Raw genomic sequence first — 14,052 nt, 5'->3', positions numbered from 1 at the left:
GTTACATTATCGGATATTACTGCCAACTCAGACCACATCAGTATAACGGTGGTTTAACTCCCAATGAATCAGAACGATTATATTGGGAAAACTCTAAAACCGTGGCCAATTTTAGTTGACCACTACAAATCTTTTTGATTTCACTATATTAAAAATGGCTCATTACGAATGGGCCTTTTTACACAAATAAATAAAAATAATTTTTATTGTTATATCGATCAAAGAAATATTTTTTCATTAATCGATAATGAGCCTGAAACTTAACAAAAAACATATGGTTAATGACCATCAGGCTAGTGGTAGATATCACGCAGTACGGCTCATAAATTAACAAGGGAAAATCAATGAACAAAAAGACTCGCTTAATTTGTACACCTTTGCTTGCTTTATCTACTGCTTTTAGCGTCAGTTCATATGCTGAAAATCACTGGCCAGATTTACCGGTAGGATTCAAAGAGGGGATAAGCGCGCAAGTGGGTGATAAATTGTTTGTCGGCTTGGGGTCTGCTGGTAAGCAATTCTATATGCTCGATTTGAACAATCTGTCAGCCGGCTGGCAACAAAAGGCCATTTTCTCAGGTCAACCTAGAAGTGGTGCCACAGCCTCAGTGGTTGGTCAGGAAATCTATGTATTCGGAGGCTCGGGAAAGGACAAAGAGTCGGATGCGTCTCCAATCTTATTTGACACCGTTTATCGCTACGACGCTAAAGATGACTCTTGGGAACAAGTTAATACTACTGCTCCCGTCGGGTTGTTAGGTTCTTCCTCATATTCACCGGATAACAAAAACATCATCTTCTTTGGTGGTTACAACAAAGAGTATTTCGATAGCTATTTGCATGACGTGACGACGACCGATAAGAACGAAAACCCAGAAGCGTGGCAAAAAATTGTCAATGACTACATGGGAATGACACCAGCAGCTTATAAGTGGAATCAAAAAGTATTTAGCTATCAGCCAGAGACTCAAACTTGGAGTGTTCTTGGTATTTCTCCTTACTTCGCCAATTGTGGTAGCGCCTTAGCTACTGATGGCATGACAGCAACCTTAATCAGCGGTGAAATTAAGCCGGGTCTAAGAACGACGGAAGTTAAACAATACCACTATGGAAAAGGGCAGCCATGGAACAGCATGCATTCATTACCATCGCCCAAATCAGGCGTTGTACAAGAAGGCGTTGCGGGAGCTTTTGCTGGCAAAAGCAATGGCGTGACCATTGTTGCTGGAGGCGCAAACTTCCATGGAGCTAAAACAGCGTTTGAAAGTGGGAAAATGTTTGCTCACGATGGTCTTGCGAAAGCATTTAACCCTGAAATGTATATTGAAAAAGACGGACTGTGGTCGACAGTTAATAACCTTCCTGAAGGCTTAGCTTATGGCGCGTCATTTACGACTAAAGATGGCGTTTTAATCGTTGGTGGGGAGAAGAGCGACCGTAGCCTTAGCAAAAAAGTTTATATGTTGGCTTGGAATGGCTCAACAGTTGTCGTGAAAGATTAATACAAGAGGATTCTATGTCGTTAGTGATCGACTCTATTGCCGACCTTCCGGTCGGCATTAAACACGGTGTTGGAGGTTTAATTGACAACAAAATATACGTGGGGCTGGGGAGTGCTGGTAAGCAATTTTTCCTTTTGGATTTAAACCATCCAGAGTTGAGCTGGCAGTGTGCCCCCGATTTTCCGGGCGTTGCTCGTGACGATGCTGCATATGCGGTATGTGACGACAAGTTATATGTGTTTTCTGGAGCGGGTATAGAGCCTAATAAAACGCATACGACGGTTCTCTTGGATAGTTGGGTGTTCGACAGTTCACAAAACAGTTGGAAGCAACTAGAGGGTACTCTACCAATAGGATTGTTAGGTGCTTCTTGCGCGTCATTAAGCTCGGGAGAAATTGTCTTTTTTGGTGGATATCGAAAAGAAACGTTTGATGATTTTGTCGCTCAGCTATCACATATCAACGTTGAATTAGAGCCAGAGAAACACAAGCAGCTTTTGACACAGTTTATGTCACAGGAGGTCGCTGACTACGGATGGAATCAAAATATTCTGAAGTTCACACCATCCGATAACCTCTGGTCTGCTATTGGAGAAAATCCCTTCTCTGCTAACTGTGGTGCTGGAATAGCCCAGTCTGGAAACGTCATTACGCTTGTTGAAGGAGAGATAAAACCTGGGCTAAGAAGTTTACAAACTAAGCAATATGATTGTTCCGATGTCACTATTAGCAAAGGCATAGAATGTTCCTCAATTGTATCCGTAGACTATGAGCACGAGGGGTTAGCTGGTCATTTTGTTGGGACAGTAGGACAAAATATTTATGTTTATGGTGGAGCGTACTTTATTGGCAGTTGGAAGAATTTAAAGGCCGGAAAACTATACACCCATCAAGGATTGCAAAAGCACTTTACTAACAAGGTATGGAAGTTCGATGGTGAAAGTTGGTGTTTTGCAGGAGAATTTGGAGAGGGGTTGGCCTATGGAATTTCTTTGTGTTCCGATCAGTGTATGTACATCATCGGTGGTGAAAACAACTTAGGTGAAGCACAAAAGCGCTGTTATACCTTTTCCTGATATTTTAATAACCTCAAATAAACGGTTTGTTTGAGGTTATTTTTTCATTGAATTTATATTCCAAACATACCATCAAGCAGATATTTGTTCATCATCAAGGGTTGTTAGCATTAGCGACCAAGAACTAGATATCAGTGGGTACACACTTAAAAATTGATCTGAGTACTATGAGAGACAACTCAAAGCTTGGAAAGAATTTAAAGGGGTAAACTGTCGAAGCGGTTAGATACAGCTATGATACGATCCCTTGAGACGCGTATAACAAACGACTAAGGTAAGGCATCAAGATACGTTTTCTAATCCGACAGAAGAGTTCTAATTCATAAGATGTAACTCATTTCTGTCCAAAGAGGTGTTGACGCCGCTCTCGGCAAACACATCTTTGTCCAAAAATGAGCTAGAAATTAATCTCTATTTATTGTCATTTCATTAATCTCAGCAGCAGTAGTAACGAACCTCAAAAATGATCAAACTATATTGTTCTCCGATAATCGCGTTAACCTCAGTTAAATAACGATACAAAAAAGGTCGCTCCTTATGGGCGACCTTTTAAATATATGGTTTTGAAGTGAGAATGAGTCATCACTTCATCACTTGAAATAGCAATTACTCTTCTTCAGGGTCCGCTTTCGTTTCTGCGCTAAATTCTAACACTTGGTTGTCGATTAAGCGTACTTTACCCAGAAATGCAGACACTAAGATCACCGCTTGTGTGGTCTCATTCGAGATCAGTTGCAGCGTTTTGGCATCGCGAATAAACAGCTCATCAGGTTGTAGCCCAGCAGCACGCAATTGGTCACTGGCATCTTCAATGATCGACGCGTAATCGTCGCGGCCACCACGCAGTGCACTGCTTATCCAACGCATGGTACGAGCAAGGACAGGTGCACGTTGGCGTTCATCTAACGTCAGCAGCCCGTTACGTGAACTCATCGCCAAGCCATCCATTTCACGGACGGTAGGGACGCCGACAATCTCGATATCCATACAAAGATCGCTGACCATTTGGCGGATCACCGCTAACTGTTGAAAATCTTTTTCACCAAAACAGGCAACATTCGGCTGCACTATGTTGAACAGCTTAGCGACTATGGTTGCAACGCCACGGAAATGCCCTGGTCTTGATGCGCCTTCGAGCATATGAGAAAGCCCCGGTACTTCAACAAAGGTCTGTTTTTCTAATCCTTGCGGATACATTATTTCTGGGGTTGGGGTAAAGACCAAATCAACCGCTTCCGCGTTGAGTTTGCTTAAGTCTTCATCCAGTGTTCTCGGGTAGTTATTTAAGTCATCCGCGCGGTCAAATTGCATCGGGTTAACAAAAATACTGACCACGACCACATTGCCCTCTTCACGTGCTTTACGCACTAGGGTTAAGTGGCCTTCATGTAAATTGCCCATGGTCGGTACAAAAGCGACTCGGCGGCCTTCACGCTTATACTGTTTGATCTGCTCGCGAAGAGCTGAAATGTCAGCAAAAGTTTGCATGAATATCTCCTTTAGGCGATGGTATGAGCGTCATCAGGGAAAGCGGCACTTTCTACATCTGCGATGTATTTTGCGACGGCTTTACGCATATCCCCTGTTTCAGCAAGAAAGTTTTTCGAGAATTTTGGCATGTAATTCGCCGAAATTCCGAACATATCGTGCATTACTAGAATTTGTCCATCGGTCACGTTACCTGCGCCAATGCCAATCACTGGCACATCAAGCACTTCGGTAATTCGCGCTGCTAGGCTGGCCGGTACACACTCTAATAACACAATTTGTGCGCCCGCTTCTTGGAGCGCCAACGCGTCTTTGACCATTCGGTCTGCTTTTTCTTGGTCGCGGCCTTGTACTTTATAGCCACCAAAAATATTGACCGATTGCGGTGTTAAACCAAGGTGTGCGCAAACTGGAACCGCGCGTTCAGTCAGCATTTTCACCGTTTCTACTAGCCAATCACCACCTTCTATTTTGACCATATTTGCACCCGCTTGCATCAATTTAGCAGCGCTTTCACAGGCTTGTTGTGGTGTGGCATAGCTCATAAAAGGCATATCAGCCATCAATAAACAGTTAGGGCTACCAGCACGCACGCTGCGTGTGTGGTAGGCAATCTCTTCGACGGTGACGGGTAGGGTATCTGTGTGACCTTGTAGCACCATGCCTAGAGAATCGCCCACTAATAATACAGGCATCTCTTGGCTTTCAAAAAGCTGAGCAAAGCTTGCGTCATACGCGGTGACGGTTGCAAATTTACGACCTTGTTGTTTCCATTGGATCAGATCGTTTATGGTGATTTTTTTCATTAAATGTCCTTACGAGGCGCTGGCGAGTGCCAAATACCGAGCCCGTTACGTTCGACGAGCGGTAACAATTGATTGAGCTCAGTCCCATCAGGGAGTTGTAAACTTGGTGCAATTTCGGCGAGCGGATAGAGCACGAATTCACGTACTTTCATTCCGTAGTGAGGAATGGTCAATCGCTCGGAATCGATCACCTCATTGCCGTAAAGAAGAATATCCAGATCGAGTGTTCTTGGCCCCCAACGTTCTTCTTTGCGAACACGCCCCTGTTCTAACTCGATGCTTTGGGTACAATCGAGCAGTTCAAGTGGCGTTAAATCGGTTTCTATCGCAACCACCGCATTGATGTAATCGGGCTGGTTTTGTGGCCCCATCGGTGTACTACTGTACAAGGATGAGGCGCTTAAAAATCGAGAGTGTGGCAAACATTTCAAGGCTTCAATGGCCTGCTCAGCTTGCGCGATTGGGTCGCCTAAATTACTGCCAACAGCAATATAAACGAGAATCATGATTCTGGGCGGCTCTTTTTATTACGTGGGCTTCTGCGGCGGCGTACATTCGGCTTGTTACTTGCGCCACTTTCCAAATCATTTGCCATCGCTTGGCGCATATCCCGCCCGGCGCTTTCAAACGTTGTCCACCAGTCAGCCAGCTTCTTCGTCTCTCCGCCTTCGATCTCGCCACGCATTTGTAGAAAATCAAAACCCGCTCGGAATTTGTTGAGCTCCATAAGGCGGAAGGCGCGTTTCCCATTGCGACGTGGTAAGCGCAACTGCAATTGCCAAATTTCGCGAATTGTCGCGGTATGACGACGAGGTATCGCAAGGGTTTTCACCACTTGGTCAAGGATGAGGTTACTCGCTTCCATGACGGCGTCGTAATAGGCGAAATTACGCTGCTGCATTAACGCATCAGCCAGCTTCACCGTCGGGTACCAGAACATGGCAGCAAACATGAAGGCTGGGTTGATGCGTTTACCTTCTTCAATACGCAGGTCGGTTGAATCTAAGACCAGATCCAACATCTGTTCTGTGTGCGAGTCGTAGTTTGGAGTGAACTCTTGAGCTATCACAGGGAACAACTGCTGGAACAGGTTGTACTCACGCATTAAGTGGTAGGTTTCTAAACCGTGGCCGGTTTGCAGCATCTTTAGCGATTCTTCGTACAAACGTGCCGCAGGAATATCTTGCAGTAAAGGAGCAAGATGTTCGATTGGGTCGGCAGTCTCTTCTTCGATATCGAAATCGAGCTTGGCCGCAAAACGAATCGCACGCAACATGCGCACTGGGTCTTCACGGTAGCGCGTTTCAGGATCGCCAATTAAGCGGATGAGCTTATCTTCTAAGTCGTCCATGCCGCCAGCATAATCATGAATGCTGTAATCACCGATGTTGTAATACATGGCGTTAATCGTAAAGTCCCGGCGTTCTGCATCTTCATCAATGGTGCCGTAGACGTTATCACGCAGCAGCATACCCGCTTCAGATTGTGCTGAGACGTTTTGGCTCGGTTCTTGATGGTGTCCACGGAAAGTCGCCACTTCCACTACGTCGCGGCCAAACATGATGTGCGCTAAGCGAAAGCGACGGCCGATCAAGCGGCAGTTGCGAAACTGTTGGCGTATTTGCTCTGGTGTTGCATTAGTGGCGATATCAAAATCTTTTGGTGTCTCACCTAATAGTAGGTCACGTACTCCACCACCGACTAAATAGGCGTCAAAACCTGCGCCATGAAGTCGGTATAGCACCTTGAGCGCATTATCGCTGATTTGCTTGCGCGAAATATTGTGTTCATCACGAGTGATAATATTTAGAGCTAAGTCTTGGTAAACGCGATTTTCGCGTGGTGTATAGTCGTTTTTATTCATGTGCATCTGGCAATAATTGGTTTTTGCCAACCTTGCTTTTGTTATTTAAAGTGCCCGTTCGGGACGATTTTGCGGCTAATCATAGCGTAAGGATAGCCTTTTGAGAATCACGGTGTGATCTCGGTCTCCCGAGGGAGTTGTTCAACGTGCCAATTCTGACTGCCCCAAAAGATAATTTCATCGATGGAAGCGTCGCTAATCTCTTGTTTTATCTCAAACCCTAAAAAGCGCATTGCCTTAAGCAAGGTAGGTTTAGGATTTTGAATATCAATGGCTGTGGCATGATTCTGTTTGGATAATTTATTGCCATTACCATCCATCGCAAGCGGCAGGTGCAGGTAGCTTACCGGAGTTTTATGTAAGCAATGATACAAGCTGATTTGTCGTCCTGTTGGTTCAATTAAATCGGCTCCCCGCACCACTTCCGTCACTCCTTGATCGATATCATCGAGCACTACGGCAAGATTATAAGCAAATAAACCGTCACGTCGCTTAATGATGAAGTCTTCCTGTGCTAATGCTTTATGAATGTGAATTTCGCCATGTTTTTGGTCGAAAAATGACTCTACCGGTGTATCAACACGCAACCTAACCGCGCAATCTTCGGTTAATGTTGGTTTTTTATAGCGGCATGTACCGGGATAAAAGCCACCCATCTGTTTAATTTGTTTACGCGTGCAATCACAATAATAGGCTTGCCCTGATTCAAGCCAAGCCTCAATTTGATCTTGGTATAAAGTGTGGCGCTGGCTTTGATAAACCACCTCGTCATCCCAATGCAAACCATACGCTTCGATGGCTTGAAGTATCAGGGTGGAGGCTCCTGGCATTTCCCTTGGCGGATCTAAATCTTCGATGCGAACCAACCACTTACCTTGCTGTGATTTTGCTTGAAAGTAGCTGCCAAGTGCAGCGATCAAAGAACCAAAATGAAGTGGGCCTGAAGGTGATGGGGCAAATCGGCCAATATAGTGCATTGCGATTCATCCAAGTTACAAGTTATTTGGGTATCGAGTGAAAACAAAAAGGGAGCTTTAGCTCCCTTTTTTAACACAAACAAAAGGTAAGATTAACCTTGCATCTGTTTTTCTTTAAGTTCGGCTAGCGTTTTGCAGTCAATGCAAAGGTCCGCTGTTGGTCGAGCTTCTAAGCGACGAACGCCGATTTCCACGCCACAAGATTCACAAAAACCAAAATCATCTTCTTCAATTTTGCTTAATGTTTTTTCAATTTTTTTGATCAAGCGACGTTCACGGTCACGGTTACGCAATTCCAAGCTGAATTCTTCTTCTTGAGAAGCGCGATCAACGGGATCTGGAAAGTTTGCGGCTTCATCTTGCATATGGTGAACGGTACGCTCAACTTCTTCACGAAGTTGGTTGCGCCAAGCACTTAAAATTTTTGTAAAGTGAGCTATTTGCTCAGGTGACATATACTCTTCACCTGGCTTTTCCTGATACGGCTCAACACCTGCAATGGCTAGGATGCCTATCGCTTTTTTCTTTAATTCCGGCATGCAGCATCTCCTACTAACACCTAGTCAACTGCGCGAGCAGCTAATTTTAGGCGGGTATCTATAGCAAAAAGATCTATAGGAGGCAAACACTCAATCGTAAACTTATTGTCAATGTGAAGGCGCCATCAATTTTTTGTCACTAATGGGCGAATTCTACAGTGTTAACGAGCTTGATTTCATTCCTTGAAAGTACAGCCTTGTAGCACAGTACTTCCACCCCTTCTTTTTGCGCTTGTTTCAATAATAGTGAATAGTTTGCGTCTATATGGAGTGCAGGCGAGACTTTTTCAATCCCTGAATGCAAAACAGCAAACAAAAGTACTGCTCTGCTTCCACTTTTTGCCATTTCCGTTAATTCACGCAAATGCTTTTGTCCACGCGTTGTGACGGCATCGGGGAAATAACCTTGCCCTGAATTGCAGGCGACATCGTCGTGTGGAGAGTAACGCTCATCCAATAAGGTGACGCTTTTCACTTCTATATAGCACGTCGGTTTAGAGGGTGATTTGAGCAAGATATCAATTCGGCTATTTTCTTGGCCGTAGCGCACTTCAGTTTGTAATTGCTCATATCCTTGCAGCTCTTTGATGATGCCGTTTTGAATCGCTTCTACTGCCAGCGTATTCGCCCGAGCAGTGTTGACGCAAATGCAGTGGCCTTGCTGGGTTTCAGTCAGCTCCCAACTGTGTGGGTATTTACGTTTAGGGTTGTCCGAGGTGGAGAACCAGACACGATTACCCGCCTCGGCGCAGCCCGTCATCGCGCCAGTATTGGCGCAGTGAATAGTCTCTTGTTGACCATCGGCAAACTCAATGTCGGCCAAAAAACGCTTGTAGCGTTTGAGTAAGGTCGCGGATCGAAGTGGAGGATTGAACTGCATTTATCTACTGTTTTTATGTACAATGTTGCCGCCATTTAACCATAAGGATTGCACATTGTCACAATTGCCCATTCAAGCTGTGATGCCCGAGCTGCTGGCGGGAGTACAAGCTCACCCACAGATGATTGTCAAAGCCGCTCCTGGCGCGGGTAAGTCGACCCATTTCCCGTTACAGCTATTAAAAGCGCAATTATTCACGGGTAAGATCATCATGCTTGAACCGCGTCGTTTGGCGGCGCGCAGTATTGCTTGCTATTTAGCACGGCAATTAGGTGAGAGTGTTGGGCAAACCGTCGGCTATCGTATGCGTGGCGAGAGTAAAGTCAGCGCAGCGACACAGCTTGAAATTGTGACTGAAGGGATCATGACACGTATGATCCAAACCGATCCTGAGCTAGGCGGAATCGATCTCTTGATCTTCGATGAGTACCACGAGCGGAGCATTCACGCGGATACGGCTCTCGCATTGAGCTTGGAAGTGCAATCAGCACTGCGAGAAGATCTTAAAATCGTCGTAATGTCGGCAACCTTAGATCAACTGGCATTACAGTCATTATTACCCCAAGCACTCTATGTGCAATCAGAAGGTCGCGCTTACCCGGTTGAAGTGCGCTATGCACCGCTGCGAGCCAATGATTATCTTGTGCCGGCGATGAGCCAAAAGATTGAAGGCTTGATGCGAGCTGAAAGTGGCTCTCTGCTGGCATTTTTACCTGGCGTTTCAGCCATTAAACAGCTTGAACAGCAGCTCGCACACTTAGCCGATGAGTTTGATATTTGTCCTTTATACGGGCAGTTGAGTCTACAAGCGCAGCAAAAAGCGATTGCGCCTGCAGTAGCAGGCAAACGGAAAATTGTGCTAGCGACTAATATTGCCGAAACATCGCTGACCATTGAGGGGATACGCTTAGTGGTGGATGCAGGGCTAGAGCGGATAGCGAAGTTTGATCTTAAAACGGGCATCACTCGTTTAGAGCAAGTGAAAATTGCCCAGTCATCGGCGCAGCAACGCACGGGGCGCGCCGGACGCCTAGAACCCGGCATCTGTTTGCGTCTTTACAGCGAAGCACAATATAAGCAGCAACCCCAAGTGCCGAGCGCGGAAATATTGCACAGTGACTTAGCGCCTTTAGCGATGGAGCTTGCGCAGTGGGGTGTGGTGTCGGTCAACGATTTGCCTTGGTTGGATGCACCACCAGCAGCAGCGATGCAGCAAGCTTGGAGTCTATTGCATACGCTTGGTTTGATGGACAGCAAACAGCAGCTCAGCGCATTGGGTAAAAAAGCGCAGTCACTCGGTGTGGAACCAAGGCTAGTGAGTATGCTGCTCAAAGCCCATGAAACGAGTGATTCAATGCTAAATACGGCGCTCGCTGTGACCGCTTTATTGGAAGAGCCTGAGCGTAATGTGCTGGATTTACAGCATAGCTTAATGCGTTGGCAGCAAGCGACTCACCCTAAAACACAAAACCTACATCAGCGTGCCACGACGCTTGCGCGCGCCCTCGATGGCCAATTTCAGCTAAAAAAAGTGGATGAATCATTGCTGGCGTTAGTGCTGAGTTTGGCTTTTCCCGATCGCATTGCCCAGCGTCGCAGCGAGTCGCAACGAGGGCAGTTTTTACTGGCGAATGGTCACGGCGCGCAAATGCGTGACGATGAACGCCTCGCGGGTGCGCACTATTTAGTGGTGGTGGATTTAATGCGCAGCGGCTCACAAGCGAGCCAAATCTTTGTTGCGACAGAGTTGGATATTGATGCACTGCAAGCCCATTTTCCAGAGCTATTTAGTACACAAGAACGAGTCGATTGGGATGAGAAAGCGGGGAAACTGTGCGCGGAAAGGCTAACCCTGTGCGGTAAATTGGTCATTGAGCGTGAAGCGCTGCCAGAGCCTGCTCATGAAAAAATGACGCAAGCCTTGCTCAATTATGTCCGTCGCAAGGGGCTATCGGTATTACAGTGGAGCGAAGCGGCGAGCGCTTTATTAACGCGCATACGTTGCGCTGCGCAATGGCTACCGGAAGCGGCGTGGCCTGCTGTCGAGGAACAAGCGCTGCTTGATGATCTTGAAATTTGGTTAGCCCCCTATTTAGTCGGAGTCAAATCGGTCAAAGCGTTAGCGAAAGTACCGCTTCTTGATGCACTCAATGCCTATTTAGGCTGGCCATTAAACCAAGAGATTGATCGCTGGCTTCCAACTCACCACCCGCTACCCACAGGTAATCGAGCCGCCATTCGTTATCAACTGGGCGCGGAGCCGATGCTGTCGGTCCGTATGCAGGAGATGTTTGGCGAGCAAGATTCCCCTACCATCGCTCAAGGGCGAAAAAAAGTGGTGATGGAACTGCTCTCACCTGCGCAGCGGCCTTTGCAGGTAACTCAAGATCTCGCCGGTTTCTGGCAGGGCGCTTATAAAGAAGTGCAAAAAGAGATGAAAGGGCGTTACCCAAAACACGTTTGGCCTGATGATCCTGCCAACCACATAGCGACGACGAAAACTAAGCGGCAATTAGCACAATGACAACCCATAAAAAGCCTACGGGCACTCAAAAAAATAGCGTAAAAAAACCTTCACGTCGTCCGGCTAAGAAGCCTTCAGCGCCACGCAAAGCGTGGTGGAAAATTGTGTGGGGTATTGGCTGGAAACTGAGCCTTGCACTGGCTGCGGTGCTGTTGTTTGTTGGTATTTACTTAAATAGCGTGGTTAAACAACGCTTCGAAGGCCAGCTTTTTGATTTACCGACCGTCGTGTATGCACGCATTTTGAATTTAGCACCCGGTGATGACATCCCGCTGCAAGAGCTGCGCAATGAACTCGATGTACTCAACTATCGTAAAGTGAGTCAGCCACGCTATGCTGGCGAGTACTCTTCATCATCAAGCAAAATTGAGATCATCCGCCGCCCTTTTGAGTTTGCCGATGGCCCTGAGCCTGACCGCCATGTGATGCTCCATTTTAATGACAGCGGTTTAGTTCGTATCCAATCTCTTGAGCAAAAAGGGGATTTAGGTTACTTGCGTATTGAGCCCAAAATGCTCGGCATGCTTGAAAAAGGCAACGATGAGCAGCGGCTATTTTTACGTCGTGATCAGTTTCCTGAAGTGATGGTGGATGCGTTGCTTGCGACCGAGGATCGCTATTTTTATCAACATGATGGCATCTCTCCATTTGCGATTGCCCGTGCTTTAGTGGCCAACATTAAGGCTGGGCGCACCGTGCAAGGCGGCAGCACGTTAACTCAACAGCTGGCAAAAAATATTTTCTTATCTAGCGATCGAACCTTATGGCGTAAAGTGCGTGAAGCTTATATGGCGCTCATTATCGACTATCGCTACAGTAAAGATCGCATTTTAGAAGCCTACCTAAATGAGGTCTATTTAGGGCAAAGTGGCGGTGAGGCGATTCACGGTTTCGGCCTCGCCTCACGGCTTTATTTCGGTCAACCATTACAAGAATTGCGCATTGATCAATTAGCGTTGTTGGTGGGCATGGTTAAAGGGCCTTCTTATTATAACCCTGCGCGTTACCCTGAACGTGCTAAAGAGCGTCGCGACTTGGTTTTAAAGCTGATGATGCAGCAAGATATTTTGACGGCTAAACAGTTTGAACAAGCGGCCAGTCGACCGTTAGATGTGCAAAAGCATCCTCACATTGCCAGCCGGCAACCAGCGTATTTTCAGCAGTTAAAAATTGAACTGAAAGAGAAAGTGGGCGAGATCTTCAAAGCGGATACTGGCTTGCGCGTTTTTACCTCGCTCGATCCTGTTTCGCAAGCCAAATTGGAGCTGGCGATTGATCGACAAATTCCAGTGCTTTCCAAAACGGCGGGGAAAAACTTAGAAGCCGCAGCGATCGCTGTTGATCGAACCAGTGGTGAGATACGTGCCATGGTTGGCGGTAAACAGACCGGTTATGACGGCTTTAACCGCGCTTTAAATGCAAGCCGTCCTATCGGCTCGTTAGTCAAACCAGCGGTCTATCTCACCGCACTCGCACAGCCAGATAAATACAACTTAGCCACCACACTGATCGATAAACCCATCACACTCAAAGGGAACAAAGGCGAAGTGTGGTCACCGCGCAACTTTGATCGTCAGTTCCGTGGTGAAGTGCCGCTGTATCTCGCGTTAGCTAAATCACTTAATGTGCCTACGGTACAATTGGGCATGCAGCTTGGGATTGAACAAGTTTCTGACACTTTGGTGCGGCTCGGTGTCAACAAAGAGGAGATCCGTCCTGTACCGTCGATGTTTCTTGGCGCGTTCTCTCTGACGCCTTATCAAGTGGCGCAGATGTACCAAACCTTAACCAATTCGGGTAAAAAAGCGCCCTTATCGGCGCTGCGCTCGGTATTGGATTTAGAGGGCAATGTGCTCTATCAATCAATTCCCAAAGTATCCCAAGCCGTTGAGCAGCAAGCGGCGTGGCTTACAACTTATGCGATGAAGCGAGGAGTACTTGAAGGAACCGGGCGCTATCTCAATAATCAGTTCGCTTGGGCGGCATTGGCGGGGAAAACTGGTACCACTAACGATAGCCGCGACAGTTGGTTTGTCGGGGTGGATGGTCGTGAAGTCACCACGATTTGGCTTGGCCGCGATGATAATCAGCCGATCAAACTTACGGGTTCGAGTGGTGCATTACGGGTGTACGCGGAATATTTACAACATCGGATCCCGGAAAAATTACTTCTTCCTTGGCCGCAAGGCATTACTACGATTGGCTTTAAAACCAGTGCCGAGGGTGAATTAGTCCAAGATTGTCACAACGAATTTAAACTGCCCATGTGGGATAAAAACGGCGCATTGAAACAGAGCTGTGATAAACAACCGGGACAATGGTTAAAAAATCTCTTTCAGTGGTAGCTGGGGGAGTTTATATTAAATTGATTTCAAAGGGATTTAAGGAAGAGTCGT

At 46.6% G+C, this 14,052-nt stretch carries 11 protein-coding genes; 4 read left to right on the top strand and 7 right to left on the bottom strand.

Translation table 11 applies throughout. The features are described from left to right. Window positions 1-344: 344 nt before the first annotated feature. Both AACV12_RS18070 and AACV12_RS18065 read left to right on the top strand, forming a co-directional pair. Window positions 345-1,502 (top strand): N-acetylneuraminate epimerase, encoded by a 1,158-nt coding sequence (locus AACV12_RS18070; RefSeq protein WP_170901165.1) that lies wholly within the window; start codon window positions 345-347, stop codon window positions 1,500-1,502. Window positions 1,503-1,516: 14 nt separating this feature from the next. After that, entirely contained in the window at window positions 1,517-2,578 is a 1,062-nt protein-coding gene (locus AACV12_RS18065) for a YjhT family mutarotase (RefSeq protein WP_170901163.1), read from the top strand. 606 nt (window positions 2,579-3,184) lie between these two features. Here the strand turns inward: AACV12_RS18065 and panC are convergent. From panC to sfsA, 7 genes are all read right to left on the bottom strand, one after another. Then, window positions 3,185-4,066 carry a pantoate--beta-alanine ligase gene (panC, locus tag AACV12_RS18060; RefSeq protein WP_010319549.1) on the bottom strand — a complete coding sequence of 294 codons (882 nt, stop codon included), beginning with the start codon at window positions 4,064-4,066 and terminating at the stop codon, window positions 3,185-3,187. Between the two features lie 11 nt (window positions 4,067-4,077). After that, window positions 4,078-4,872: a 3-methyl-2-oxobutanoate hydroxymethyltransferase gene (panB, locus tag AACV12_RS18055; RefSeq protein ID WP_010319550.1), complete on the bottom strand. Its 795-nt coding sequence runs from the start codon at window positions 4,870-4,872 to the stop codon at window positions 4,078-4,080. Continuing rightward, window positions 4,872-5,378, bottom strand: coding sequence for a 2-amino-4-hydroxy-6-hydroxymethyldihydropteridine diphosphokinase (folK, locus tag AACV12_RS18050; protein WP_094133041.1), 507 nt, complete (start codon window positions 5,376-5,378; stop codon window positions 4,872-4,874). The genes panB and folK overlap by 1 nt, the downstream gene beginning before the upstream one ends. Next, the gene (gene pcnB / locus AACV12_RS18045; RefSeq protein WP_170901161.1) at window positions 5,375-6,736 is read right to left on the bottom strand and encodes a polynucleotide adenylyltransferase PcnB; all 1,362 of its coding nucleotides are present in this window, start codon (window positions 6,734-6,736) and stop codon (window positions 5,375-5,377) included. The genes folK and pcnB overlap by 4 nt, the downstream gene beginning before the upstream one ends. A gap of 107 nt (window positions 6,737-6,843) precedes the next feature. Further along, window positions 6,844-7,713, bottom strand: a complete 870-nt coding sequence (gluQRS, locus tag AACV12_RS18040; RefSeq protein ID WP_170901159.1) for a tRNA glutamyl-Q(34) synthetase GluQRS — start codon at window positions 7,711-7,713, stop codon at window positions 6,844-6,846. A 92-nt stretch (window positions 7,714-7,805) separates the two neighbouring features. Continuing rightward, window positions 7,806-8,252, bottom strand: a complete 447-nt coding sequence (gene dksA, locus AACV12_RS18035) for an RNA polymerase-binding protein DksA (RefSeq protein ID WP_013857662.1) — start codon at window positions 8,250-8,252, stop codon at window positions 7,806-7,808. Between the two features lie 139 nt (window positions 8,253-8,391). After that, window positions 8,392-9,132: a DNA/RNA nuclease SfsA gene (sfsA, locus tag AACV12_RS18030; protein WP_017049757.1), complete on the bottom strand. Its 741-nt coding sequence runs from the start codon at window positions 9,130-9,132 to the stop codon at window positions 8,392-8,394. A gap of 55 nt (window positions 9,133-9,187) precedes the next feature. On the opposite strand from sfsA, the gene hrpB reads away from it, so the two are divergent. Next, window positions 9,188-11,656: an ATP-dependent helicase HrpB gene (gene hrpB, locus AACV12_RS18025; RefSeq protein WP_170901157.1), complete on the top strand. Its 2,469-nt coding sequence runs from the start codon at window positions 9,188-9,190 to the stop codon at window positions 11,654-11,656. After that, window positions 11,653-14,001 carry a penicillin-binding protein 1B gene (gene mrcB, locus AACV12_RS18020; protein ID WP_170901155.1) on the top strand — a complete coding sequence of 783 codons (2,349 nt, stop codon included), beginning with the start codon at window positions 11,653-11,655 and terminating at the stop codon, window positions 13,999-14,001. The genes hrpB and mrcB overlap by 4 nt, the downstream gene beginning before the upstream one ends. The last annotated feature ends 51 nt before the right edge of the window (window positions 14,002-14,052 follow it).

Origin of the sequence: Vibrio sp. 2-2(8) (assembly GCF_963888495.1) — a bacterium.
Taxonomy (GTDB): domain Bacteria; phylum Pseudomonadota; class Gammaproteobacteria; order Enterobacterales; family Vibrionaceae; genus Vibrio; species Vibrio anguillarum.
The sequence above is the reverse complement of the archived record's forward strand: the minus strand, read 5'-3'. Positions and strand labels throughout refer to the sequence as shown.